Consider the following 24,913-nt stretch of genomic DNA (forward strand, 5'->3'; position numbering starts at 1 on the left):
CTCCTGTTGTGGTGGGTTGCCTCTTTTTTTTTTTTCCCCCCCCCCGGGGGGGGGGCCCCCCCCCCCCGGGGGGGGCCCCCCCCCCCCCCCCCGCCCCCCCCCCCCACGCCGCAGACCACCGACGAACGGAGAACCCGCAGTGACTCGCACACCCCAGGCCGCCGCCGAGCAGGCCGCAACCGAATTGCGTGAACGTACCGGTGTGGACGGCTACGACATCGCCCTGGTGATGGGCTCGGGGTGGGCGCCCGCCGCCGACCTGCTCGGCGACGCCGAGCACGAGCTGCCCTCCTCGGAGCTGCACGGTTTCCTGAAACCGGCCGTGGACGGCCACAGCGGCACCATTCGCTCCATCGGTGACGGCGACCGGAACATCCTCGCGTTCTTGGGCCGCACCCACCTGTACGAGGGCCACGGAACCGACTCCGTCGTGCACGGTGTGCGCACCGCCGTCGCCGCCGGGGCCCGCAAGATCGTGCTCACCAACGCCGCGGGCGGCATCAACACCGACTACGCCGTCGGTTCCCCGGTGCTGATCTCCGACCACATCAACATGACCGCGAAGTCGCCGCTGTCCGGCGCCGACTTCGTCGACCTGAGCCGGACCTACAGCCCCGAACTGCGCGCGATCGCCCATGACGTGGTCCCGGACCTGCACGAGGGCGTCTACGCGGCCATGCCCGGCCCGCACTTCGAGACGCCCGCCGAGGTCCGCATGCTCCGGGCCCTGGGCGCCGACCTGGTCGGTATGTCCACCGTGCTGGAGGCCATCGCCGCCCGCGCGGCCGGCGCCCAGGTGCTCGGCCTGTCCCTGGTCACCAACATCGCCGCGGGTCTGGAGGGCGCCAACCTCGACCACCAGGAGGTCCTGGCGACCGGACGCGACTCCGCCCAGGCCGTCGGTCGCGTGCTGGCCGACATCGTCGCCAAGGTCTGACCGAACGATCTCGCCCGCGGCACCGCGGGCGAGATCATCGGCACGCCCCACCATCAGCGGCTCCATCCGGAAGGTTCTGCCTTGACCGCCACCGAACTCCTCGCCCGGGCCCGGGACTGGTACGCCCAGGACCCGGACCCCGTCACCCGGGACGAACTGTCCGACCTGATCGTCCGAGCCGAGACCGGGGACGACGCCGCCCTGGCCGACCTGGGGGACCGGTTCGCCACCAAGCTGGAGTTCGGCACGGCCGGTCTGCGCGGTGAGCTCGGGGCCGGGCCCAACCGGATGAACCGGGTGGTGGTCATGCGCGCCGCCGCGGGCATCGCATCCTGGCTGGGGAAGGGCGGCAAGCACGTGGTGATCGGTTACGACGCCCGGTACCGGTCGGCGGACTTCGCCCACGACAGCGCCGCCGTCCTCACCGGGGCCGGTCACCGCGTGTCCTTGCTGGCGGAGCCGTTGCCCACCCCGGTGCTCGCGTACACCCTGCGCGACCTGGGCGCGGACGCGGGGATCGTGGTCACCGCCAGCCACAACCCGCCCAAGGACAACGGCTACAAGGTGTACGTGGGCGGTCCCGGGGACGACGCCGGCAGCCAGATCGTCTCCCCGGTGGACGCAGAGATCTCCGCCGCCATCGACGCGGTCGGTCCCGTGGGCGACCTGCCGTCGGGGCGGGACTGGACGGTGTTGGGACCCGAGGCGCTGGAGCGCTATCTGGACGCGGTCACCGCGCTGCCCCTGGGCCGGGACCGGGACCTGTCGGTGGTCTATACGGCCATGCACGGTGTGGGCGGCCGGGTGCTGGTGGAGGCGGCCCGTCGCGCCGGGTTCGTCGCCCCCACGGTGGTCGCCGAACAGTTCGAACCCGACCCCGCCTTCCCCACGGTGGACTTCCCCAACCCGGAGGAACCCGGCGCCATGGATCTGGCGTTGGCCCTGGGCGAGCGGACCGGCGCGGACCTGATCGTGGCCAACGACCCCGACGCCGACCGGCTCGCCCTGGGGGTCCCCGGATACGGGATGCTCACCGGCAACGAGGTGGGCGGGCTGCTCGCGCGGTACGTCCTCGACCACACCAACGGTGCCGAACGGGTCGTGGCCACCTCCATCGTCTCCTCCAGCCTGCTGGAGAAGATCGCCCGCGCCCGTGGCGTGCACTACGAGGAGACCCTCACCGGGTTCAAGTGGCTGGCCAGGGCCGGCGCGCCGGGACAGCGGCGGGTGTTCTCCTACGAGGAGGCCCTGGGCTACTGCGTGGGCGGCGACACCGGGAGGCCGGTCGCGGACAAGGACGGGATCGGTGCCGCGCTGATGGCGATGGCCCTGGCCGCGACGGCCAAGCGCGAAGGGCGAACCCTCCTGGACCTGATCGACGAGCAGGCCCGCGAGTTCGGCCTGCACCTGAGTGATCAGCTCTCGGTGCGGGTGCGGGACCTGTCGGAGATCTCCGCGGCGATGCGGCGGTTGCGCGCCGAACCGCCCACCGCGTTCGGCCCCTTGAAGGTGTCGGGGGTCGTCGACTTCGCCGGCGGTCACGAGGGGCTGCCGCCGACGGACGCGCTGCGCTTCGAACTCCAGGGCGCGGTGTGGGGGCGGGTCACGCTGCGCCCCTCGGGTACCGAACCCAAGCTGAAGGCCTACGCCGAGGTGGTGTCGGGGGTCGGGGGCGACGTCGCGGCCATCCGCGCGCAGGGCTCGAAGGTGCTGTCCGAGCTGATGGCCTCGGTCGCCGAAGTGGTCAGGGGATGATCGGGGCGGGGTTCACTCCGTGTCCTCGGTGGGTTCGACGACGGGGCGGTGTACGACCTCGTCTATGACGGTGAGGGTCTGGGTCGAGGTGACTCCGGGGAGCGCTTGGAGCCGGGTCAGGATCAGATCGCGCAACTGGTTGGTGTTGGCGACCCGGACGAGCAGGACGATGTCGGCGGATCCGACCACGTACCAGCAGTACTCGATCTCCGGGTAGGAGGAGAGGATCTCCCGGTTGGCGCGCCAGTCGGGCTGGCTGCCGGAGATGAGCACGAGCGCGGTGACGCCCAGACCCATCTTGGAGTGGTCGGTCACCACGGAGTAGCCGCGGATGACGCCTTCATCGGTGAGCCGCTTGATCCGATTGTAGGCCGTCGCGCGGGAGACGTTGGCCAGTGCGGCGATCTCCGTGATGCCGGTTCGAGCGTCCTTGGCGAGAGCGCTCAGGATGGTCTGGTCGGTCGAGTCCGGCCGCCGGCCGTTCCTGCGCTGGTCGCCCATGGCCATTGCGTGCTCCTCGTGTGCTCTTGTCGTAGTGCTCGGCTCCTTGCTGTCAACGTTGACAGGGAGCTAAGGAAATACCAGGTGAACGTTGTTCTCGTCCATTGAAATCTCAGTCGGCGAGATACGGGCGCGGGTTCGGGCGATGAGGGTCGGGGGACGGGGGATGCGCTCCGGAACTCTTGTGCGAATCACCAAGCGGCGAACGCGTTGGTGGACGATCGACTGTACTCATGGTTGACGCGCGGGATGAGTGGTGGGTTTCCCCCGACTGGTCGGTAACTACACCGCGGTGTCCTGAATCAGACATATTTTCTCGCCGAATCGGCCATTTCGGTGCTATTTGTCGTAACTGTGTGGACATGCAACGACTCCAGTGGGCGGGGTTCCGAAGGTACGGGGCCCGGTGCCGCTCAGGCACCCCTCGTGTTCGGATCGCAACGCGTCGGTGTCCGTTCCGGGGCGAACGGGGTGCCGGCGAGCGGTCGTCGGCCGCCGCGTCGGACGGCCCGCGTCACGGGCGGTTGATCATGATTCGTGATGTTTGGCGTAGCGTGTCGTTTTCCGCTTCTCTGGACCTCAAATCTTGGACATCAGCGAACGATTCTGCTTTCAATGTGCTTGAACGTCTCGACTGTTCGGCTGTATCTAGCGGAACCGTCCAGTCGTGCGGAGAATCTAGGGCAGGAACGTGACCACCCCGAGCCCGGTGGCGTGCCACCGCGCGCCCAAGGGCCATGTTGGGAGCCGCTCGCCATGCCACCCCGAGAGTCGACGGGCCAGGACTCCATCACCGTGGAACACCTGTCACCCGAACTCACCCGCGGTCTCTATCGCGACATGCGCACCGCGAGAGACCTGGACACCGAGGCCATCGCCCTGCAACGCCAGGGCGTCTTCCCCGCCTATGTCTCCGTCCGAGGACAGGAGGCCGCACAGGTCGGCGGGGCCACCGCGCTCGATCCCACCCGCGACTTCGTCTTCCCCACCTACCGAGAGATGGCCGCCGCCCTCGCCTACGGCGTCGAGATGGTCGGCTACATGGCCACCCACCGAGCCCTGTGGCACGGCGGCCTATACGACGTCATGGACTCCCGATTCGGCGCCGTCAACGCGGTCGTGGGCGGACCGGTGCCGCACGCCGTCGGCTGGGCGATCGGCGAAAGACTCCGAGGTGGCGAGGGCGTTGCCATGGCCTACTTCGGCGACGGCGCCAGCTCCGAGGGCGACGTCCACGAGGCCATGAACTTCGCGGGGGTCTTCACGGCGCCCGTCATCTTCTTCTGCCAGAACAACCAGTGGGCGCTGTCGGTGCCCAACCACCGCCAGGTCGCCGGTGGTTCCATCGCGGCGCGCGCCCAGGGCTACGGCATCGAGGGCGTCCTGGTGGACGGCAACGACGTCGGCGCGGTCTACACCGCGACCGCCAAGGCCGTCCAGCGGGCCAGGGAGGGTGGCGGCCCCACCGTCATCGAGGCCCTCACCTACCGGGTCGAACCGCACTCCACCTCCGACGACCCCGGCCGCTACCGGGACGAGGGGGAGGCCGCCCGCTGGCGCGAACGCGATCCCCTCACACTGCTGCGCGCCGCGTTGGTCGAGGCCGGTCACGCCGACGAGGCCGACCTGGACCGGATCGACGCCGAGTCCGCCGAACGGGCCGAGGAGATCCGCGACGGTGTCGCCGAGGCCCCCGAGCCCCACGGCTCCGAACTGTTCACCCACGTGTTCCGGGAGACCACGGAGGAACTCACCCGGCAGCACCGAACCTGGCAGGAAGAGGTCGAGCTGTGACCGAGCTGATCGAGCGCGCCGCCGCCCCGGACCCGCGGGGCGAGGCGGTCGAACTGTCCATGCAGCAGGCCATCAACCGGGCCCTGCACGTCCTGCTCGCCGAGGACCCGAAGGTGCTCGTCTTCGGTGAGGACGTCGGCGCCCTGGGCGGTGTCTTCCGCGTCACCGACGGGCTTCAGAAGGAGTTCGGGGAGCAGCGTGTCTTCGACACCCCCTTGGCCGAGTCCGCCATCATGGGCATGGCGGTCGGCCTGGCCATGAACGGACTGCGGCCCGTCCCCGAGCTCCAGTTCGACGGTTTCGCCTACCCCGCCATCGACCAGATCGTGAACCAGGTGGCGCGCATGAACTACCGCACCCGCGGCGCCGCGCCCATGCCGATCACCCTGCGGCTGCCCTCCTTCGGCGGCATCCAGGCCCCCGAACACCACGGGGAGAGCCTGGAGGCGCTCTTCGCGCACACCCCCGGCCTGAAGGTCGTGGCCCCCTCCGACCCGGGCGAGGCCTACAGCCTGCTGTTGCAGTCGGTGCGCTCCGACGACCCGGTCGTGTACATGGAACCCAAGGCCCGCTACTGGGACCGCCGACCGGTCCGGCTCAGCGAGCCCACCGACCCCATCGGAACCAGTCGGATCGTCCGCCCGGGCCGGCACGCCACCCTCGTCGCCTGGGGCGCCATGGTGCACAAGTGCGTACGGGTGGCCGAACTTGCGGCCGAGGACGGTGTGGAGTTGGAGGTCCTGGACCTTCGCTGGCTCAAGCCCATCGACGCCGCCGGGCTCGTGGCCTCGGTCTCGCGCACCAAGCGCGCCGTGGTCGTCCACGAGGCACCGCTCACCGCGGGGCTCGGAGCGGAGGTCGCCACCCTGATCACCGACGGCTGCTTCCGCGAACTGGCCGCCCCGGTCCAGCGGGTCACCGGCTTCGACGTCCCCTACCCGGCCGGCCCCCTGGAGTCCCAGTACCTGCCGACGATCGACCGCGTCCTGCTCGCGGTCCAGCGAACCCTGGAGTACTAGCCCACATGGCACAAGAGAACATCACCTTCACCCTTCCCGACCTCGGGGAGGGACTGGTCGAGGCGACCGTACTGGAGTGGCAGGTGGCGGTCGGCGACGTGATCGGCCGCAACGAACCGCTGGTCGAGGTGGAGACCACCAAGTCCGCCGTGGTGATCCCCTCGCCCAAGGCCGGGCGCGTGGTGGAGCTGCACGCGGAGGAGGAAGGGATCGTTCCCGTCGGCGACCCACTGGTGACCTTCGCGGTGGAGGTGGAGGAGGCACCGCGGGCCGGCATCGTCGGCAAGGTGCCCACCGAGGAGGCGGCACCGCGACGAAGGGTCCGCCTCAAGCCCCCGACGGACTGACCGACCCATCGGTCCCAAGCCCCATCCTCATCGGAGACCCGTTCGGATGTCGACACGAGTGAGAGCCCTTGTCTCGACCATTCACTCAGAGGAACATCTGAATGGGTCTCCGTTCTCTTTGGTGAAATACCCGAACCGGGAAAGGTGCGGAACGATTCATGACAGCGAATCTCGTCGGAGACGTGACAATAAGCTATGCGGATTTGTCGCCGCAGGCACCGAGTGACTCCGTTCCGGTGCTTCTGTTGCACGGTTTCGGAAGCTCCTTCGACATGAATTGGCGGGCCACCGGTTGGCTCCGAACACTGGAGACCGAGGGGCGCCGGGTGATCGGCCCGGACCTGCGCGGCCACGGGGGCAGTGACAAACCCACCGAAAGCGGGCTTTATCTGCCCGAACACTTCGTCGCCGACCTTCTGCGGCTCCTCGACGAGCTCGGCCTGCCGAGCGTCGACGTAGTCGGTTACTCCATGGGGTCCAGGCTGGCCTGGGCGCTCGCGCTCACCGCCCCCGAGCGCGTACGCCGCCTGGTGTTGGGCGGGTTCGGCCCGGTCGACGCGCTGGCCGGCCTGGGCGAGGGCGAACCCGGAACGGGGGACGCCCCCTTCGATCACGTCTTCCGCGCGGTCGGCGGGCTACCCGGCAACGACCCCGAAGCGCTCGCCGCCTGTGCGCGGGGTCAGGCCGCCGATCCCTTCACCGTCGAACCCCGCCCCGAGGGCGTGCCGATCCTGCTGGTGGCCGGGGTCAAGGACACGGTGGCCGAGGGTGTCACCGACCTGGCCGCCTCCTGCGAGGGCGTCTTCGTGGAGATCCCCGGGCGCGACCACGCCAACGCGGTCTCCTCCCGGGTGTTCAAGCAGGCCGCGGTGGACTTCCTCGCCGGCTGAGCGGTCGGGCCCGATATATTGGGTCAGGCCGGTCTAGACCGGCCGGCTTCCACGTGGGTGTGTGACCAAAGGTGAGGGGCGCGGTACAACCGGTCGTAATCCCGTGTTCTGCCAGGGAAGAGGGGGGTCGAAAACCGAGAAAGGCCGAACGGGCGGCCCCTCCCGGAGCGCCCTCGGCAACTTTCGAGTAAGGCCCCGTGTCACTTGGCTCTCGCCTTCATAACAACTCCGACCCTGGGTTAGGTGTACTTTCCGCAACGGGATATCGTCCGGCTGCAGAACTCAGGCCGGTCCCGCGCGGAATGCGGCACCGCTGAGAGGGCGAAGGGGAGAGTTACCCAAGTGAAGCGTAGTAACGCAGCCAAGTTCGCCGCGGTCGCCGCGGCGGGCATGCTGGCACTCACCGCGTGCGACAGCGCGGTCGAAGACGGCGACAACGGCGGTGCCGAAGGCGGAGACGAGACCTCCGAAGTACGCGTGGGCCTGGCCTACGACGTCGGTGGTCGCGGCGACCGTTCCTTCAACGACTCCGCGTTCCGAGGCCTGGAGCAGGCGGCCGAGGAGCTGGGTGTGGAGACCCAGGACTTCGAGCCGTCCGACGGCGAGCCGGACTCCGCCAAGGAGGAGCGTCTGGCCACCATGGCCGATGAGGGCTATGACGTCGTCATCGCGGTCGGGTTCGCCTATGACGCCGCCATCCAGGCGGTCGCGCCCGAGTACCCGGAGGTCCACTTCGCGATCGTGGACTCCGAGATCGATGGGATCGACAACGTCACCAGCCTGGTCTTCGCCGAGGAGCAGGCCTCCTTCCTGGCCGGCGCCGCCGCGGCGTTGACCACCGAGGAGGACCACGTCGGTTTCGTCGGCGGTGTCGAGACCCCGCTGATCCACAAGTTCGAGGCGGGCTTCAGCGCGGGCGTCGAGCACGTGAACGAGGACGTCAACGTCGAGATCGACTACCTGAGCCAGCCGCCGGACATGAGCGGCTTCAGCGACCCGGCCCGTGGCCGTGAGGTCGCCCAGGCCCAGTACGACCGTGGCGCGGACGTCATCTACCACGCCGCCGGCGCCTCCGGCAACGGCGTCCTGGAGTCGGCCGTGGACAACGACTTCACCTTCATCGGTGTCGACAGCGACCAGTACGAGAACGCCGACGACGAGCAGAAGCCGCACGTGCTGACCTCCGCCATCAAGCAGGTCGACGTCTCGGTGTTCGAGCTCATCAAGGCCGCCACCGAGGACAACGTCGAGGGTGGTATCCAGCGCTTCGACCTCGAACAGGGTGGCGTGGACTACACCACCACCAACGAAGAGGCGATCGCTCCGCTCCAGGAGGAGCTCGACGAGCTCAAGGAGCAGATCATCGCCGGTGACATCGAGGTTCCCACCGAGCCCTGATGGGCACGGGACCCACCACCGAGCGGGCGCCGGGCCCGCGCCGTGACCCACCCCGGTCACGAGGAACGGAGCCGGAGGGGGCGCAGGCCCCCTTCGGCTCCGCCCGGTAGCCGCACCGCGACGAAGGTGTCCGGACGTGGTCGAACCTCGACCCGCCCGCGCCCCGCCGCAAGTTCCCCAAGAGGAGTCTGATGAGCAGCACGCCATCGGGCGGCGGGTCGAATGGACCCGCCGCCGTTGAGCTGCGCGGGATCACCAAGCGTTTTCCCGGCGTCGTGGCCAACCACGACATCGACATCACCGTGGCTCCCGGTACCGTGCACGCCATCGTCGGCGAGAACGGGGCGGGTAAGTCCACGTTGATGAAGACCCTGTACGGCATGCACAAGCCGGACGAGGGCACCATCCACGTTAAGGGTCGAGAGGTGCGGTTCCACTCGCCCTCCGACGCGATCAAGAACGGCATCGGCATGGTGCACCAGCACTTCATGCTCGCCGACAACCTGACCGTCCTGGAGAACGTGGTTCTGGGCGCCGAACGCCGTCATGGCATCGGCAACAAGGCCCGTGAACAGATCCGTGCCCTGTCCGGCCAGTACGGTCTCGGGGTCGAACCCGACCGCCTGATGGAGGACCTGGGCGTCGGCGACCGCCAGCGCGTGGAGATCCTCAAGGTCCTCTACCGAGGCGCCGAGACCATCATCCTGGACGAGCCCACCGCGGTCCTGGTCCCGCAGGAGGTCGACGAACTCTTCGACAACCTGCGCGAACTCAAGCGCGAGGGCCTGACCGTCATCTTCATCTCGCACAAGCTCGACGAGGTCCTGTCGGTCGCCGACGAGATCACCGTCATCCGACGCGGCACCACCGTCGCCACCGCGGACCCGCGCACCACCACCGCGCGGGAACTGGCCACACTGATGGTCGGTGGCGAACTGCCCGTCCCCGAGTTGCGCGAGTCCACCGTCACCGATCACGTGGTCCTGTCCCTGGACGGGATCACCGTGACCTCCGCCGACGGCCGCAAGGTCGTGGACGACGTCTCCGTGGACATCCACAAGGGTGAGATCGTCGGCATCGCGGGCGTCGAGGGCAACGGCCAGTCGGAGCTCATCGAGGCCATCATGGGCATGCGTCGGGTCTCCTCCGGCCACATCCGCCTGGAGGAGGACGACGTCACCTCGTGGTCCACGCTGCGCATCCGTGAGGCGGGCGTCGGCTACATCCCCGAGGACCGACACCGCCACGGTGTGCTGTTGGAGTCCCCGCTGTGGGAGAACCGCGTCCTCGGTCACCAGACCCGCGAACCCAGCGTCCGCGGACCCTGGATCAACAGGGCCGGTGCCAGGCAGGACTCCGAGCGCATCGTCGCCGAGTACGACGTGCGCACCCCCGGCATCGACGTCATCGCGGACGCGCTCTCCGGTGGTAACCAGCAGAAGTTCATCATCGGTCGGGAGATGAGCGGGGAACCGCGTTTCCTGGTCGCCGCGCACCCCACCCGGGGCGTGGACGTGGGCGCCCAGTCCGCGATCTGGGAGCAGCTGCGCGAGGCCCGGGCCGACGGCCTGGCCGTGCTGCTGATCTCGGCGGACCTGGACGAGCTGATCGGCATGTCCGACACGCTGCACGTCATCCTGCGCGGCCGTCTGGTGGCCGAGGCCGACCCGACCGACGTCACCCCCGAACAGCTCGGCTCCGCCATGACCGGCGCCGGCCTGCCGGGCGACCGGGAAAGCGATTCCGGTGCGGGCGACCGTACCGGCGAAGAAGAGAACGAGGGCGGCGCATGAGTAAGCTTCCCCGCCCCGACATGACCATGTCCGGGCCCGTGGCCGCCGCGATCGCGGTCGTCCTGGGCACCGGGGTCACCGTGGGGCTCGACCTGGCGCTGCTGTGGTGGGTGGCGATCATCATCGGCGTGGTGGTGGCCTTCGGCTTCGTGGCCTGGTCCGCCCCACTGGTTTCGGACGCGCGAGACGCCGGATCCGGCGGCGCAGAGGAGGAGGGGACCGCCCTCCACAAGACCCTGGTGGTGCCCACGGCGCTGCTCCTGGCCGTGGTGTCGGGTCTGCTGTCCGCCTGGCTGCTGGACCTGCAACTCCAGGAGTGGGCCGCGGCCCTGATCGGTGCCGCCATCGGCGCGGCGCTGGCGTTCCTGCTGTTCCACCGCCTGTCCACCATGTTGGCGCTGTCCTTCGCCGCGGTGTTCGCCGCGGGGATCCTCGCCATCGCGGTGACCGCGGCGGTGCTGTACTTCAGCGGCATCACGCCGCTGGCCACCTTCGAGCGGATGCTGGAGTACGGCACCAGGCCCAACAGCATGGTGCAGATCATCAACGACGGTGTCACCTACTACCTGGCCGCCGTGGCCGTGGCGATCGGCTTCAAGATGAAGCTGTTCAACATCGGCGTCGACGGTCAGTACCGACTGGCGGCGCTGCTGGCGGCCGCGGTCGGCGGTTACCTGGTCCTGCCGCCGGTGATCAGCCAGTTCGTCGTCATCGTCACCGCGGTCGCGGTCGGTGGCGTGTGGGCGGGCATCGCCGGTTACCTCAAGGTCGCCCGTGGCGTGTCCGAGGTGATCTCCACGATCATGCTCAACTCGATCGCCACCGGCATCACCGCCTACCTCTTGACCGAGGGGCGTCTCGCGGTCGAGATCAGCACCAACAACATCGGTACCCCGCCCATCCCCGAGTCCGGTTGGGTCCCCGGTATCCCGGCGACCTTCCTCGGTTCGGAGCGGGAGATCTTCGGTCTGATCCTCCTCGCCGTCGCGGTCGGCATCGGTTACTGGATCATGCTCAACCGCACCCGGTTCGGCTTCGAGCTGCGGGCCACCGGCCAGTCCAAGACGGCGGCCGAGGCCAGTGGCGTCGACGTCAAGAAGATGGTCTTCCTGTCCATGCTCTTCTCCGGCATGGTCGCGGGACTGGTGGGCCTGCCGCAGCTGCTCGGCAGCTCCCACTACTACGCCCTGGACTTCCCGACCGGGATCGGCTTCATCGGCATCGCCATCGCGCTGCTGGGCCGCAACCACCCGGTGGGCATCGTCTTCGCCTCCCTGTTCTGGGCCTTCCTGAACCAGGCGGCGGGCATCCTGCCCTTCGACGGCATCCCCCAGGAGATCGCGGTCATCGCGCAGGCCACCATCGTCCTCACGGTCGTCGTGGTCTACGAGGTGGTCCACCGCTGGGGCCGTCGCTACGAGCAACAGCAGATCGGCAGGCAGCTCGGTCAGACGATCGAGACCACACCGGAGCCCGCGGCCGTGTCCCACGGCCCGGAGAACGGTTCCGACGAGGGTGACGACAGCGTCCCCGGCCGCTCCAAGGAAGACGGCACCGACGACAAGAGCGGTGGGGAGGCACAGTGAGCCAGGAACTCAACGTGATGGAGTCGGTGACCAAGCGCCGGCCCAAGGGGTGGGCGCGCTGGCGCGTCCTCACCCTGCTGATGGCGGTCTTCGTGTCCCTGGCGGGCCTGCGGGTCATCACCGGCCAGGACATGCTGACCGACGCGGGCACCGTCCGCACCACGCTGACCTTCGCGGTCCCGATCGGTCTGGCCGCCCTCGGTGGTCTGTGGGCCGAACGCGCGGGCATCATCAACATCGGTCTCGAAGGCATGATGATCTTCGGGACCTGGTTCGGGGCCTACTTCGCGTGGAGCTTCGACAACCCGTGGATCGGCCTGCTCGCGGGGACCATGGGCGGCATGCTCGGTGGTCTGATGCACGCGGTGGCCACGGTGACCTTCGCCGTGGACCACATCGTGTCCGGTGTGGCCATCAACATCCTGGCCCTGGGCGCCATGCGCTACATGTCGATCCTGATCTACTCCGACATCCCCGGCGCGGGCGCGGCCCAGTCCCCGGTGGCGCCGTCGTTCCCCACCCTGAACGTTCCGTGGCTCCCCGAGGCCCTCGCTCCCGTCGCCCAGAGCGGGATCTTCCTGATCAGCGACCTGGCGTCGCTGGTCATTGGGCTCACCACCCGCATGTCCGCGCTCACCCTCATCGCCATCCTGCTGATCCCGATCACCTACCTGGTGCTGTGGAAGACCACCTTCGGTCTGCGGTTGCGGTCGGTGGGCGAGAACCCCGACGCCGCGGAGTCCCTCGGCGTGCCGGTGTACACCCTCAAGTACATCGCCGTGGTCGTCTCCGGTGGCCTGGCCGGTATGGGGGGGGTGTTCCTGGCGATCGTCGCCTCGCAGATCTACCAGGAGGGGCAGACCGGCGGCCGCGGCTACATCGGTCTGGCCGCGATGATCTTCGGTAACTGGCGTCCGGGTGGTCTGGCCATGGGCGCGGGCCTGTTCGGCTACACCGACGCCCTCCAGGTGCGCGGCGGCGGCGCGGCCATCCACGCCCTGCTGCTGCTCCTGGCCGTGGTGCTGCTGGTGGTGGCCGTCTGGCAGGTGCGCAAGGACCGCAAGGGCATCGCCATCGCCGGTTTCCTCACCGCGGTCGTGCTGCTGCTGTGGTACTTCAGCACCGACTCGCTGCCGCGCGAGCTGGCCACCTACAGCCCGCACATCGCCACCCTGTTGGTGTTGTCCCTGGCCTCGCAACGGCTGCGGGCACCCGCCGGGGTGGGCAAGCAATGGAGGGCGAGCCGATCATGAGCGGATCCGAGACGAGCGTGGACTGGGCGGCGCTGAGAGAGATCGCCCGGGAGGCCATGACGCGCGCCTACGCGCCCTACTCGAAGTACCCGGTGGGCGCGGCCGCGCTGGTCGACGACGGCCGGGTCGTGAGCGGCTGCAACGTAGAGAACGCCTCCTACGGCGTGGGCCTGTGCGCCGAATGCGGACTCGTCAGCGCCCTGCACGCCACCGGGGGAGGCCGGCTGGTCGCCTTCGCGTGCGTGGACGGACAGGGCGAGGCCCTGATGCCGTGCGGGCGCTGCCGCCAGTTGCTGTACGAACACGGCGGTCCCGAGATGCTCCTGGACACCCCCGAGGGGATCCTCCCCATGGAGCGGGTGTTGCCCCAGGCGTTCGGACCGCACAACCTCACCTGATCAGTCGATCGCAAGGCGTCTCCCCGGCCCCGCCCCGCGTGGCCGGGGAGACGTCATTGGAAGGGACATGACATGGACGTCATCGAGATCATCCGGGCCAAGCGCGACGGGGTGGAGCTCACCCCCGAACAGATCGACTGGGTGATCGCGGCCTACACCCGTGGCGAGATCGCCGAGGAACAGATGTCGGCGCTGGCCATGGCGATCTTCCTCAAGGGGATGAACCGCGCCGAGGTGGCGCGCTGGACCGAGGCCATGTTGGGCTCGGGGGAACGCCTGGACTTCTCCGACCTGGCCCGACCCACCACCGACAAGCACTCCACCGGTGGGGTGGGCGACAAGATCACCCTGCCGCTGACGCCGACCGTGGCGGCCTGTGGAGCGGCCGTGCCTCAGCTCTCCGGACGCGGGCTCGGCCACACCGGCGGCACCCTCGACAAACTGGAGTCGATCCCGGGGTGGAAGGCGTCGCTGTCCACCGAGGAGATGCGGCGGGTCATCGTCGACACCGGCGGGGTGATCTGCGCGGCCGGTGCCGGACTGGCGCCCGCCGACCGCAAGCTCTACGCCCTGCGCGACGTCACCGGCACCGTCGAGTCCATCCCGCTCATCTCCGCCTCCATCATGAGCAAGAAGCTGGCGGAGGGCACCGGCTCGCTGGTGCTCGACGTCAAGGTGGGATCGGGCGCGTTCATGAAGGACCTGACCGCCGCCACCGAGCTGGCCCGCACCATGGTGGACATCGGTAACGACCACGGGGTGCGTACCGTGGCGCTGCTGACCGACATGGAGAGCCCGCTGGGCCGCCAGGTCGGTAACGCCCTGGAGGTGGCCGAGGCGGTGGAGGTGCTCTCCGGTGGCGGACCGGCCGACGTGGTGGAGCTGACCGTGGCCCTGGCCCGGGAGATGCTCGCCGCCGCGGGGCTCACCCCTGGCGAGAACGGGATCAAGGACCCGGCCGAGGCCCTGCGCGACGGCAGCGCCCTGGAGTCCTGGAAGGACCTGATCCGGGCCCAGGGCGGCGACCCGGACGCGCCCCTGCCCGAGGCCGCGGAGAGCCGCGTGGTGCTCGCCCCGGCCACGGGCACGGTCACCCGCCTGGACGCCTACCAGGTCGGCCTGGCCGCCTGGCGACTGGGCGCGGGGCGGGCGCGCAAGGAGGACGCGGTGTCCTTCGGCTCCGGAGTGACCCTGCACGCCAAGCCGGGCGAGGAGGTCGTCGCGGGCGAACCGCTGTTCACCCTGCACACCGACGAGGCCGAGCGTTTCGAGTGGGCCGCCCAGGCGCTGGAGGGCGCCTGCGACATCGGTGGCGCCGACGAGTGGACCCCGAGGCCGCTGGTCATCGACCGCGTGGCCTGAGCAGGCCCGGGTGAGGGGTGGGGCGGGTGCCGGGGTTCGCGGTGCCCGCCCCACTCACTTCGGGGAGGTCACTCCCAGGTGGAGTTGAGAACGTGGGCGAGGGTGGCGTAGCCGGCCCGCTGGAAGGCCGCCGCCATGGGGGTGTTGCCCAGGTCGGTGGCGGCCCGGATCAGGGGAACGCCCTGGCCGGCCAGGAAACGGGTGCCCTCGGCGAGGATTCCGTGGATGTGACCCCGGCCCCGATGTTCGGGCAACACGGCGAGGTAGCCGATGACGGCGTTGTAGTGGTTGTGGCCGGGGGTCACGAACCCCACCGGTTCACCGTCGGGCAGAGTGGCCACCCGCCACCAGCTTCGCGGGCTGGTGTAGCGGGCCAACTCGCCTTCGAAGTGGGCGGTGGCCGCTTCCCGGGGCGACATCCGGGTCAGGTTCTGCGTGCTGTGGGCGTCCAGGGTGCCCTCCAGGACGCGGGTCATCAGGTCGAGGAGCTCCTCGGTGTCGCGCAGGGGCCGAAAACGCAGTCGTCCGTCCCGTTCCGGCAACGGGGTGCCGGGCCGCCACTCCAGACGCAGACGTTCGACGAACAACCGCGCACCGGTCCGTTCCAACGTGGTCAGCACGTCCCGCGTGACCCGGCCGGACGCCTGGCCGGTGCGCCAGTCCGGTGGGGCGTAGCGGATGTGGTTCGGTGGGATGGAGCCCTCCGGCAGGACCCGTTCCATGGCGGTGCGCAGCAACCGCACGCCCACGTCCAGGCGGTCGACGTCGTCGGCCACGTCGAACACGTCGAGCAGGTTCGGCGCGGGTCCGTCACTCCACCAGGCGAGTCGGGCGATGAGACGGTCGCCGCGCAGGGCGACCCACATGAGTTCGGGACGCCGGCGGCCGGCGTCGAGGTCCTCGGCGAGCTCCCCGTTGAGATCGTAGGGGAGCCGGTTGAAGAGGGGCAGTTCGGCGCGTCCGGTGAGCGGACGCAGAATCAGGGAAGGCACAGTTCTCTCCGGTGTGGGCGCTCGCCCCCGGAGTCGGTCAGTGGTCGGCCGTCACCCGGGGGGACGTGAGCTCGGTGGTCGTGGAAACCATGGCTTATCCCTCCCTTTGCCGTTCGTGCCCATCCATCCATGTTGTGGGCGATACCCCGTTCTACCCTGGGCCCGCAGCGGTACGCAACCGCTTTTCCCGGCCGAAACCCGGCCGGGGCCCATGGCGGGCCCCGGCGGATCGGGTGGTCACTCCATGATCGGCGGCATCATCTGCTGCTCGGCCGCCTCGGGGACCATGTAGAAGGCCACCGCCGCGATGATCACGAACAGCAGTCCCACGATCACGGTGGCGGTCGCGCCCCACTTGGCCCACGGGCGGGTTCCCGGGTTGACCAGCGCCAGCGACAGGCCCGCGAAGAGCACCGCGAGCAGTGCCACCGCGCCGCCCATCATCAGCTGGAGCTCGATGTGGCCGATCTGCTCGGGCGCTATGGGCTGGCCGCTCACCAGGATCATGCTGGTGAGCATCTCCAGGAGCTGCCCGGACATGATGGTCACGCCGAGCAGGACCAGGCCGATGATGCCGAAGGTCTCCGCCGAGAAGGCGCCCCCGGGACGCGGATCGGACGTCGCCGCGACGCCGTGCTCCGCGTCGTCGACGTTCGGGTCCCCTTCCCGCTCGGGGTCGTGTCCCCCGTCCGTCTCGTAGGGCGTTTCCTCGTCCGTCGCGGTCGTGGCCCCGGCCGGTTCGAAGTTCGGCCGGGCGGACTCGTCCGTCTCGGTCGTGGTGTTCTCGGATGCTGTGTTGTCTTCCGGTGCGGTACTCACGCGGCCAACGTACCCGCGGGTGCGTATAAGCAGTGCCTAAGAATCGCCTGGTGGGCGTAGGGATCCGGGCCGGAGGGGCCTCCGGCCCGGGGATGGAGGGGTCAGGGGGAGAGCAGGACGTAGGAGGTCACGGTCAGCAGGACCAGCAGCAGACCGACGATGACCGTGGCCGCGGCCAGGTGGCGTGCCCACGGGCGGGTGGTGGGCGCGGCGCGCAGCAATGCCACGGCGGCGCTCACCACGGCCAGGGCGGAGAACAGGCCGGCGCCGGTCAGCTGCCCCTGGACCGCCGCACTCAGGGTGCCCTGCGCGCCGGTCAGGGTGTGCTGGTTGAAGATCGCCACCAGCTCGGTGGACAAGAGGGTGGTGGCCAGTAGCAGGAGCCCGGCCACGCTGAAGGTCTCGGGTCCGAACAGGCCGGCCGGTCGGGGTTCGGGGACACCGGCGACGAAGGCTTCGCCCGCGCCGTCCTCGGCGGCTTCGGAGGTGGGGGTGGTGTCCTTGGTGTCTTCTGAGGAGGTGCTCACCCGCGTCAAAATACCGGCCCCATGTCCCGGAAGACGCCCTCCGTAACGGGATGATCGCGTCCGGTTCCGGCCATTTCATCGGATAGGGGTTCTGAACCGGGCGAATCAGAAACAAGCACAGATGCTTGTTTTTTCCTGTGTCCGGTGTCACCCTCGTTTCCATGACCGCTACAGCAGCCCCCTCCCTGCGGGTCGGCAACGCCTCCGGGTTCTACGGAGACCGCCTCGGCGCGGTGCGCGAGATGCTCACCGAAGGCACGGTGGACGTCCTCACCGGTGACTACCTGGCCGAACTCACCATGGCCATCCTCGGCCGCGACCAACTGACCGACCCCGCCCGGGGCTACGCCAGGACCTTCCTCGAACAGATGAAGGAGTGCCTGGGGCTGCTCATGGAGCGCCGGGTCCGGGTCGTCACCAACGCCGGAGGACTCAACCCCCGAGGTTTGGCCGACAAGCTCACCGAACTCGCCGACGGACTGGGCTTCGAGCCCCGGATCGCCTGCGTCACCGGCGATGACGTCCTGCATCGGGCCGAGGAATTCGAGTTCGGGCACCCGCTCACCGCCAACGCCTACCTCGGCGCCTTCGGCATCGCCCGCTGCCTGGACCTGGGCGCCGACATCGTCGTCACCGGGCGGGTCACCGACGCGTCCCTCGTGGTGGGCCCGGCCGTCTCCCACTTCGGCTGGACCCGTGAGGACCTCGACGCCCTGGCCGGCGCGACCGTGGCCGGACACGTCATCGAGTGCGGCACCCAGGCCACCGGCGGCAACTACGCGCTGATCGACGAGCTCGCCGGCCGCGACCTGGACCACCCCGGCTTCCCCATCGCCGAGATCGCCGCCGACGGCGGCAGCGTCATCACCAAGCACGAGGGTTCGGGGGGCGCGGTCACGGTGGGCACCGTCACCGCCCAACTGGTCTACGAGATCGACGGCGCCCGCTACGCCGGACCCGACGTCACCACTCGACTCGACACCGTCCGCCTCACCCAGGAGGGACCCGACCGGGTGCGGATCGACGGGGTGGTGGGGGAGGACCCGCCGCCCGACGTCAAGGTCGGCCTGACCCGGCTCACGGGCTTTCGCAACGAGGTCGAGTTCCTCATCACCGGACTGGACGCCCAGGCCAAGGCCGCGCGGGCCGAGCGGCAGATGCGCGCCGCCCTCGAACACCGTCCGCCCGCGGAGCTGCGCTTCGAGTTCACCCCCGCCGTCGACCCCCACGGCCGCACCCAGGACGACGCGACCGCACGCCTGAAGGTCGTGGCCCGTGACGGTGATCCGGCCGTCATCGGACGCCGTTTCGGCGCCGCCGCCGTCGAACTCGCCCTCGGCAGCTACGCCGGGTTCCACATCACCGCGCCACCGCGTGACGCGCGCCCCGACGGGGTCACCGCCACGCACGCCCTCGTCCCCGCCACGGAGATCGAGCACACCGTGATCACCCCCGACGGTGATCGGGAATCGGTCGCGCCGCCCGAACGCACCCGCGGGCTCGCCCCCGTACCGGAACCGGACCCGCCCGCGCCGCCGCCCGAGGGCCCCACCCGCACCGTCCCCCTCGGCCTGGTGCTGGGCGCCCGCAGCGGCGACAAGGGCGCCCACGCCAACCTGGGCGTGTGGGCCACCACCGAGGAGGGCTGGCGCTGGCTCGCCCACACCCTCACCGTGGACGTCCTGCGCGAGCTGCTGCCCGAGATCGCGGAGCTGACCGTCACCCGCCACCCGTTGCCGAACCTGCGCGCCGTCGACTTCTGGATCGAGGGGGTCCTCGCCCCCGGCACCGCCCGCCGCGAGGGCCTGGACCCCCAGGCCAAGGGGCTCGGCGAATGGCTGCGCGCGCGCCGCCTCCCCGTTCCGGTGGCCCTGCTGGAACACCTCCCGACCTCGAAGACCGAGGAGAACCCGTGAGCGTCCTGACCTCCAGACTCGACATCCGTGGCCCGGCCTACGCCGAGGCGCGGGAGGAGATGCTCGGCAGGCTCGCCGAGATCGACGCCGAACACGCCAAGGCCCTGGCCGGCGGTGGTGAGAGCTACGTCGAACGCCACCGTTCCCGAGGTGGTCTGCTCGCCCGCGAACGCGTCGAACTCCTCCTCGACGAGGGCAGTCCCTTCCTGGAGCTGTCCACCCTCGCCGCCTGGGGCAGCGACTTCCAGGTGGGCGCGAGCGTCGTCACCGGCGTCGGCGTGGTCTCCGGGGTCGAGTGCGTGATCGTCGCCAACGACCCCACCGTGCGGGGCGGCGCCACCAATCCCTGGTCCCTCAAGAAGTCCGTGCGCGCCGGGGAGATCGCCGAACGCAACCGGATGCCGATGATCAGCCTGGTGGAGTCGGGCGGTGCCGACCTGCCCACCCAGAAGGAGATCTTCATCCCCGGCGGCGGCACCTTCCGCCACCTCACACGCCTGTCGAGGGCCGGTATCCCCACCATCGCCCTGGTGTTCGGCAACTCCACCGCCGGCGGCGCCTACGTCCCCGGGATGAGCGACCACGTGGTCATGGTGCGCGACCGGGCCAAGGTGTTCCTGGGCGGGCCGCCGCTGGTCAAGGCCGCCACCGGTGAGGAGAGCGACGACGAGTCCCTGGGCGGGGCACGCATGCACGCCGAGGTGTCCGGGCTCGCCGACCACCTGGCCGAGGACGAACACGACGCCATCCGGATCGGGCGGCGCATCGTCGCCCGGCTCGACCACACCAAGGCCGGCCCCGCCCCGAGTGCCACCGCACCCGAACCCCTCCACCCGGCCGAGGAACTCCTGGGCGTCATGCCGCCCGACCTCAAGGTCCCCGTCGACCCCCGCGAGGTCATCGCCCGCGTCGTCGACGGCTCCGAGTTCGACGAGTTCAAGCCCTCCTACGGCGCCGGGCTGGTCACCGGTTGGGCACGCCTGCACGGCTACCCGGTCGGCGTCCTGGCCAACGAGAACGGCGTGCTGTTCAGCGAGGAGTCACAGAAGGCCGCCCAGTTCATCCAGCTGGCCAACCGCTCCGACACCCCGCTGATCTTCCTGCACAACACCACCGGCTACATGGTCGGCGCCGAGTACGAGCAGGGCGGCATCATCAAGCACGGATCGATGATGATCAACGCCGTCTCCAACAGCACCGTTCCGCACTTCTCGGTGCTCATCGGCGCCTCCTTCGGGGCCGGGCACTACGGGATGTGCGGTCGCGCCTACGACCCGCGCTTCCTCTTCGCCTGGCCCAGCGCCCGCTCGGCGGTGATGGGCCCCGGACAGCTCGCCGAGGTCATCTCCATCGTCTCTCGGGCCTCGGCCGCCAAGAAGGGGCTGCCCTACGACGAGGAACAGGACCGCGCCATGCGGGAGATGGTCGAGAACCAGATCGAGGCCGAGTCCCTACCGATGTTCCTGTCCGGCCGGGTCTACGACGACGGGGTCATCGACCCCCGCGACACCCGCACGGTCCTGGGACTGTGCCTGTCCTTCGCGCACAACGCGCCCGTCGCCGGCACCGACGCCTTCGGCGTCTTTCGCATGTAGAGGAGGCCAGGACATGACACGGATCGACCCCACCACCGCCGGAACCGTCCGACCCGTCACCGCCCTGCTGGTGGCCAACCGAGGCGAGATCGCCCGCAGGATCATCCGCACCTGCCGAACCCTGGGCCTGACCAGCGTGGCCGTGTACGCGCCGGGAGAGGAGGACGCGGCCCACGTGCGCGAGGCCGACGCGGCCGTCGCGCTGCCCGTCCCCGAGGGTGGCGGCCCCGTGGACGCCTACCTGGACCCCGACGCCCTGGTCGAGGCGGCCCGCACCGCCGGAGCCGACGCGATCCACCCCGGCTACGGATTCCTGTCCGAGAACGCCGGCTTCGCCCGCGCCGTCGTCGAGGCCGGACTCACCTGGGTGGGCCCCTCGGCGCAGGCCGTCGAACAGATGGGTTCCAAGACCCTCGCCAAGAAGGTCGCCCGCGACGCCGGTGTCCCGGTCGCCGACGCCCTCGACCCCACAGAGGTACGCGCCGAACACCTGCCCGTGCTGGTCAAGGCGGTCTCTGGGGGCGGTGGCCGCGGCATGCGGGTGGTCCGCGACCTGGCGGCCCTGTCCACCGAGGTCGAGGCGGCCCGCACCGAGGCGGCCTCCGCCTTCGGCGACCCCGCCGTGTTCTGCGAGCCCTACGTCGAACGCGGCCGCCACGTGGAGGTCCAGGTACTCGCCGACCTGCACGGCACCGTCTGGGCGGTCGGCGAACGCGACTGCTCGGTACAGCGCCGGCACCAGAAGGTCCTGGAGGAGACCCCCGCCCCCGGTCTGCCCGAGGACATCCGGGAACGCCTGCACCGGGCCGCCGAGGACCTGGCCACGGCCATCGGCTACACCGGGGCCGGAACCGCCGAGTTCCTCGTCCCCGTCACCGACGACGGTCTGGGCGAACCCGTCTTCTTGGAGATGAACACACGCCTACAGGTGGAACACCCCGTCACCGAGTGCGTCACCGGGCTCGACCTGGTCGAGTGGCAGTTGCGCGTGGCCGAGGGGGAACCGCTCCCGAAGGAGGGACCACCCGCCCCGCGCGGGCACGCCATCGAGGCCCGCCTGTACGCGGAGGATCCCCGCGAGGACTGGCGACCGCGCACCGGCGTCCTGCACGCGTTCGACGTCCCGGCCACGGACACCTCCTTCACTCCGCTCACCGAACCCGGGGTGCGGCTGGACCACGGGGTGGAGACCGGTGACGAGGTCGGCGTCGACTTCGATCCGATGCTCGCCAAGGTCATCGCCGTGGGCCGCGACCGCCGCGACGCCCTGCGTCGTCTGTCCGCCGCCCTGGCCGGAGCCCGCCTGCACGGCGTCGGCACCAACCGGGACCTGCTGGTGCGCTCCCTGCGTCACCCCCTCATGGCCGGTGCCCAAACCCGACCGGAGGGGTTGCACACCGGGTTCCTCACCGGCGACCGGCTCACCGAACTGGCGTCACCGTTGGCCACCCCCGCCACCGAGGACCTGGCCGCCCTGGCGGCCTCACTCGCCTCGGTCGAGGCCGCCCGCTCCACGGCCACCGTGCCCACCGGGGTCCCCTCCGCCTGGCGCAACGTGCCCTCGGCGCCGCACACCCGAAGGCACACCACCTCCGACGGTCGGGAGGTCACTACGCGGTTCCGGTCGGTGCGCGGTGCCCACCTGCCCGAACAGGAAGGTGTACGGGTGCTGTCGGCCGGGGCGGAAACGGTCGTGTTGGAGTTGCGCGGGGTGCGCCGCGCCTTCGAGATCCACCGGGTCCCCGGGCAACGGCCGGACACGACCGGCTCCGTGTACGTGGAGTCCTCGCTCGGGTCGGTCGCCCTCGTCCCCGTCGATCCGCTGCCCTCACCCGAATCCAGGGTCGACCCCGGCGCACTCCCGGCACCCATGCCGGGCACGGTCACCGCCGTGGACGTCGAGGTCGGCGAACACGTGGCCCAAGGGCGGATCCTGCTGCGGATGGAGGCCATGAAGATGGAACACCGTGTCACCGCCCCCGCCGCCGGGACCGTCCGTGAACTGCCCGTGTCGGCGGGGGAGCGGGTCGGCGCCGGCGCGCCCCTCGCGGTCCTCGACTACGACACGAACGCCGAACCGACCACAGACCCCGCCCCCAACGGCGAGGAAGGAACGAACCCGTGACCGGTGCCATGACCTTCGACGAACCCGCCGAACGCGTCGAGCTGAGGGCCGCCGTCGCGGCCCTGGCCTCCCGATACGGCCCCGAGTACACCAGGGCCAAGGCCGCTGAGGGCGCCTACATGAGCGAACTGTGGCAGGAGGCCGGCGAACTCGGCTACCTGGGCGTCAACCTCCCCCAGGAGTACGGCGGCGGCGGTGGCGGCATCGGCGACCTGGCCGCCGTCATGGAGGAGTTCGGCGCCGCCGGCTGTCCCACCCTGATGATGGTCGTCTCCCCGGCCATCTGCGGCACCGTTCTGTCCCGCTTCGGCACGCCCGAGCAGCGACGAGACCGGCTGCCCGGGTTGGCGAGCGGCGAGACCATCATGGCCTTCGCCATCACCGAACCCGACGCCGGATCCAACTCCCACCGCCTCACCACCACCGCCCGACGCGACGGTGACGAATGGGTGCTCAACGGCCGCAAGACCTTCATCTCCGGGGTCGACGTCGCCGACGCCGTGCTCGTGGTCGGCCGCGTCGAGGACTCCGACACCGGGAAGCTGTCCGCCGCGTTGTTCATCGTCCCCACCGCGACCCCCGGCTTCGAGGCCCGGCGGATCGAGATGGACATCGTCGGCCCCGACCACCAGTTCCAACTGTTCATGGACGACGTGCGCCTCCCCGCCGACGCCCTGGTCGGCGATCCCGAGGCCGGACTCCGACAACTGTTCGCCGGACTCAACCCCGAACGCATCATGGCGGCCGCCTTCTCCACCGGCTTCGCCCGACACGCGCTCGACAAGGCGGTCTCCTACGCCAGGGAACGCGTGGTGTGGCGGGACCGGCCCATCGGCGCCCACCAGGGGTTGGCGCACCCGCTCGCGCAGATCAAGATCGAGATGGAGCAGGCGCGACTGATGACCCACTACGCCGCGCTCCGCTACGATGCCGGCGACGACGCGGGCGCCGGGGAGGCGGCCAACATGGCCAAGTACGCCGCCGCCGAGGCGTGCGTGCGTTCGGTGGACCAGGCCGTGCAGACCCTGGGCGGCAACGGGTTGGCGAGCGAGTACGGATTGGGAGCGATGATCGCCGCCTCCCGGTTGGCCCGGATCGCCCCGGTGAGCCGCGAGATGATCCTCAACTACGTGGCCCAGCAGTCCCTGGGGTTGCCCAAGTCGTACTGACGTTCAAGGGAAGAGGCGCGAGTGGAGACGGCACCGGACCGTGGACCCAGACAGGAACGCAGCCGGCTCACCCGGGCCAGGTTGATGGACGCGGCCGTCGCCTGTCTGGCCGAACGCGGGGTACCCGGCGCGACGGTGAGCGCCGTCGCCGAACGCGCCGGGGTCTCCCGCGGCGCCGCCCAGCACCACTTCCCGACGAGGGAGGAACTACTGCTGGCGGCGCTGCGGCACATGGTCGACAGTCGTAGCGCCGACCTGCGTCGCCGGGCGGCGTCCGTCCAAGCGGGGCCGGGACGCACCGAGGCCGTGGTGCAGATGGTGGTGGACGCCTTCAGCGGCCCTGACTTCGACGCCGCCCTTCAGTTGTGGGCGGCCGCGGCCGGAGAGCCGGCCCTGAGCGCCCAACTCATCCCCCTGGAGGAACAGGTGGGGCGGGAGTTGCACCACGCGGTGGTGGACCTGCTCGACGCCGACGAGTCGGTCCCCGGGACCCGGGAGGCGGTCCAGGCCACCCTGGACCTGGCCCGCGGACTGGGATTGGCCAACCTCCTCACCGATGACCGGGCACGACGCCGCCGTGTCGTCGGTCAGTGGGCCCGCATGCTCGAACACACCCTGCGCGGCGAGGACGTGCCAGAAGCGGATACCAGGCGGTAACCTCCTATCCGCTCCGGCATCGCCGGGATTATGATCGTGAAGCGGGCCGGGCCTCACCTCGGCCCGGCCATGACGGGTTC

Annotated in this window: 21 protein-coding genes; 17 read left to right on the plus strand and 4 right to left on the minus strand. The window is 70.2% G+C overall.

The genetic code is table 11. The features are described 5' to 3' along the window. Positions 1-139 precede the first annotated feature (139 nt). Both ACWGSK_RS09450 and ACWGSK_RS09455 read left to right on the plus strand, forming a co-directional pair. Positions 140-937, plus strand: a complete 798-nt coding sequence (locus ACWGSK_RS09450) for a purine-nucleoside phosphorylase (protein ID WP_452455624.1) — start codon at positions 140-142, stop codon at positions 935-937. Between the two features lie 81 nt (positions 938-1,018). After that, positions 1,019-2,692, plus strand: coding sequence for a phospho-sugar mutase (locus ACWGSK_RS09455; protein ID WP_358516325.1), 1,674 nt, complete (start codon positions 1,019-1,021; stop codon positions 2,690-2,692). Between the two features lie 12 nt (positions 2,693-2,704). Here the strand turns inward: ACWGSK_RS09455 and ACWGSK_RS09460 are convergent, their stop codons facing one another. Further along, entirely contained in the window at positions 2,705-3,199 is a 495-nt protein-coding gene (locus ACWGSK_RS09460) for an Lrp/AsnC family transcriptional regulator (RefSeq protein ID WP_452455625.1), read from the minus strand. 750 nt (positions 3,200-3,949) lie between these two features. On the opposite strand from ACWGSK_RS09460, the gene ACWGSK_RS09465 reads away from it, so the two are divergent. The 10 genes from ACWGSK_RS09465 to ACWGSK_RS09510 all read left to right on the plus strand — a co-directional run bounded on the left by ACWGSK_RS09465 (position 3,950) and on the right by ACWGSK_RS09510 (position 15,033). Then, on the plus strand, positions 3,950-4,987 hold the full coding sequence (locus ACWGSK_RS09465) for a thiamine pyrophosphate-dependent dehydrogenase E1 component subunit alpha (RefSeq protein ID WP_452455626.1): 1,038 nt from the start codon (positions 3,950-3,952) through the stop codon (positions 4,985-4,987). Further along, positions 4,984-6,006, plus strand: coding sequence for an alpha-ketoacid dehydrogenase subunit beta (locus ACWGSK_RS09470; RefSeq protein WP_452455627.1), 1,023 nt, complete (start codon positions 4,984-4,986; stop codon positions 6,004-6,006). Before ACWGSK_RS09465 ends, ACWGSK_RS09470 begins: the two co-directional genes overlap by 4 nt. A gap of 5 nt (positions 6,007-6,011) precedes the next feature. Further along, positions 6,012-6,353 (plus strand): biotin/lipoyl-containing protein, encoded by a 342-nt coding sequence (locus ACWGSK_RS09475; RefSeq protein ID WP_452455628.1) that lies wholly within the window; start codon positions 6,012-6,014, stop codon positions 6,351-6,353. Between the two features lie 158 nt (positions 6,354-6,511). Beyond that, a complete protein-coding gene (locus ACWGSK_RS09480) occupies positions 6,512-7,243 on the plus strand; it encodes an alpha/beta fold hydrolase (protein ID WP_358510851.1) in 732 nt (243 codons plus the stop codon). A gap of 342 nt (positions 7,244-7,585) precedes the next feature. Then, a complete protein-coding gene (locus tag ACWGSK_RS09485) occupies positions 7,586-8,641 on the plus strand; it encodes a BMP family lipoprotein (RefSeq protein ID WP_452455629.1) in 1,056 nt (351 codons plus the stop codon). A gap of 191 nt (positions 8,642-8,832) precedes the next feature. Then, the gene (locus ACWGSK_RS09490) at positions 8,833-10,434 is read left to right on the plus strand and encodes an ABC transporter ATP-binding protein (RefSeq protein ID WP_358510856.1); all 1,602 of its coding nucleotides are present in this window, start codon (positions 8,833-8,835) and stop codon (positions 10,432-10,434) included. Further along, the gene (locus tag ACWGSK_RS09495) at positions 10,431-12,020 is read left to right on the plus strand and encodes an ABC transporter permease (protein WP_452455630.1); all 1,590 of its coding nucleotides are present in this window, start codon (positions 10,431-10,433) and stop codon (positions 12,018-12,020) included. Before ACWGSK_RS09490 ends, ACWGSK_RS09495 begins: the two co-directional genes overlap by 4 nt. After that, positions 12,017-13,273: an ABC transporter permease gene (locus ACWGSK_RS09500; protein WP_452455631.1), complete on the plus strand. Its 1,257-nt coding sequence runs from the start codon at positions 12,017-12,019 to the stop codon at positions 13,271-13,273. The genes ACWGSK_RS09495 and ACWGSK_RS09500 overlap by 4 nt, the downstream gene beginning before the upstream one ends. Beyond that, the gene (locus ACWGSK_RS09505) at positions 13,252-13,671 is read left to right on the plus strand and encodes a cytidine deaminase (protein WP_452455632.1); all 420 of its coding nucleotides are present in this window, start codon (positions 13,252-13,254) and stop codon (positions 13,669-13,671) included. Before ACWGSK_RS09500 ends, ACWGSK_RS09505 begins: the two co-directional genes overlap by 22 nt. A gap of 72 nt (positions 13,672-13,743) precedes the next feature. Beyond that, a complete protein-coding gene (locus tag ACWGSK_RS09510; protein ID WP_452455633.1) occupies positions 13,744-15,033 on the plus strand; it encodes a thymidine phosphorylase in 1,290 nt (429 codons plus the stop codon). A gap of 68 nt (positions 15,034-15,101) precedes the next feature. Here ACWGSK_RS09510 and ACWGSK_RS09515 read toward each other — a convergent pair whose 3' ends face one another. From ACWGSK_RS09515 to ACWGSK_RS09525, 3 genes are all read right to left on the minus strand, one after another. Then, positions 15,102-16,025, minus strand: coding sequence for a GNAT family N-acetyltransferase (locus ACWGSK_RS09515; RefSeq protein ID WP_452455634.1), 924 nt, complete (start codon positions 16,023-16,025; stop codon positions 15,102-15,104). A gap of 237 nt (positions 16,026-16,262) precedes the next feature. After that, the gene (locus ACWGSK_RS09520; RefSeq protein ID WP_452455635.1) at positions 16,263-16,844 is read right to left on the minus strand and encodes a hypothetical protein; all 582 of its coding nucleotides are present in this window, start codon (positions 16,842-16,844) and stop codon (positions 16,263-16,265) included. 101 nt (positions 16,845-16,945) lie between these two features. Next, positions 16,946-17,371 carry a hypothetical protein gene (locus tag ACWGSK_RS09525; RefSeq protein WP_358510873.1) on the minus strand — a complete coding sequence of 142 codons (426 nt, stop codon included), beginning with the start codon at positions 17,369-17,371 and terminating at the stop codon, positions 16,946-16,948. 161 nt (positions 17,372-17,532) lie between these two features. Here ACWGSK_RS09525 and ACWGSK_RS09530 point away from each other — a divergent pair, with 161 nt between their 5' ends. From ACWGSK_RS09530 to ACWGSK_RS09550, 5 genes are read left to right on the plus strand one after another with little or no spacing between them, the layout of a single operon-like run. Then, positions 17,533-19,287 carry an acyclic terpene utilization AtuA family protein gene (locus ACWGSK_RS09530; protein ID WP_452455636.1) on the plus strand — a complete coding sequence of 585 codons (1,755 nt, stop codon included), beginning with the start codon at positions 17,533-17,535 and terminating at the stop codon, positions 19,285-19,287. Beyond that, positions 19,284-20,882, plus strand: a complete 1,599-nt coding sequence (locus tag ACWGSK_RS09535; RefSeq protein WP_358510879.1) for an acyl-CoA carboxylase subunit beta — start codon at positions 19,284-19,286, stop codon at positions 20,880-20,882. The genes ACWGSK_RS09530 and ACWGSK_RS09535 overlap by 4 nt, the downstream gene beginning before the upstream one ends. A 13-nt stretch (positions 20,883-20,895) precedes the next feature. Further along, entirely contained in the window at positions 20,896-23,007 is a 2,112-nt protein-coding gene (locus tag ACWGSK_RS09540) for an ATP-binding protein (protein WP_452455637.1), read from the plus strand. Then, positions 23,004-24,176 (plus strand): acyl-CoA dehydrogenase family protein, encoded by a 1,173-nt coding sequence (locus ACWGSK_RS09545; RefSeq protein WP_452455638.1) that lies wholly within the window; start codon positions 23,004-23,006, stop codon positions 24,174-24,176. Before ACWGSK_RS09540 ends, ACWGSK_RS09545 begins: the two co-directional genes overlap by 4 nt. Positions 24,177-24,197: 21 nt before the next feature. Continuing rightward, positions 24,198-24,833 (plus strand): TetR/AcrR family transcriptional regulator, encoded by a 636-nt coding sequence (locus tag ACWGSK_RS09550; protein WP_452455639.1) that lies wholly within the window; start codon positions 24,198-24,200, stop codon positions 24,831-24,833. Positions 24,834-24,913 lie beyond the last annotated feature (80 nt).

This window comes from Nocardiopsis sp. NPDC055551 (genome assembly GCF_053619415.1).

What these genes read in the sequence shown, in the direction of transcription:
- ACWGSK_RS09530 (WP_452455636.1), top strand. Translation starts at nt 17,533, where the DNA reads ATGACCGCTACAGCAGCCCCCTCCCTGCGGGTCGGCAACGCCTCCGGG.
- ACWGSK_RS09475 (WP_452455628.1), top strand. Translation starts at nt 6,012, where the DNA reads ATGGCACAAGAGAACATCACCTTCACCCTTCCCGACCTCGGGGAGGGA.
- ACWGSK_RS09505 (WP_452455632.1), top strand. Translation starts at nt 13,252, where the DNA reads ATGGAGGGCGAGCCGATCATGAGCGGATCCGAGACGAGCGTGGACTGG.
- ACWGSK_RS09540 (WP_452455637.1), top strand. Translation starts at nt 20,896, where the DNA reads ATGACACGGATCGACCCCACCACCGCCGGAACCGTCCGACCCGTCACC.
- ACWGSK_RS09495 (WP_452455630.1), top strand. Translation starts at nt 10,431, where the DNA reads ATGAGTAAGCTTCCCCGCCCCGACATGACCATGTCCGGGCCCGTGGCC.
- ACWGSK_RS09490 (WP_358510856.1), top strand. Translation starts at nt 8,833, where the DNA reads ATGAGCAGCACGCCATCGGGCGGCGGGTCGAATGGACCCGCCGCCGTT.
- ACWGSK_RS09465 (WP_452455626.1), top strand. Translation starts at nt 3,950, where the DNA reads ATGCCACCCCGAGAGTCGACGGGCCAGGACTCCATCACCGTGGAACAC.
- ACWGSK_RS09460 (WP_452455625.1), bottom strand. Translation starts at nt 3,199, where the DNA reads ATGGCCATGGGCGACCAGCGCAGGAACGGCCGGCGGCCGGACTCGACC.
- ACWGSK_RS09510 (WP_452455633.1), top strand. Translation starts at nt 13,744, where the DNA reads ATGGACGTCATCGAGATCATCCGGGCCAAGCGCGACGGGGTGGAGCTC.
- ACWGSK_RS09480 (WP_358510851.1), top strand. Translation starts at nt 6,512, where the DNA reads ATGACAGCGAATCTCGTCGGAGACGTGACAATAAGCTATGCGGATTTG.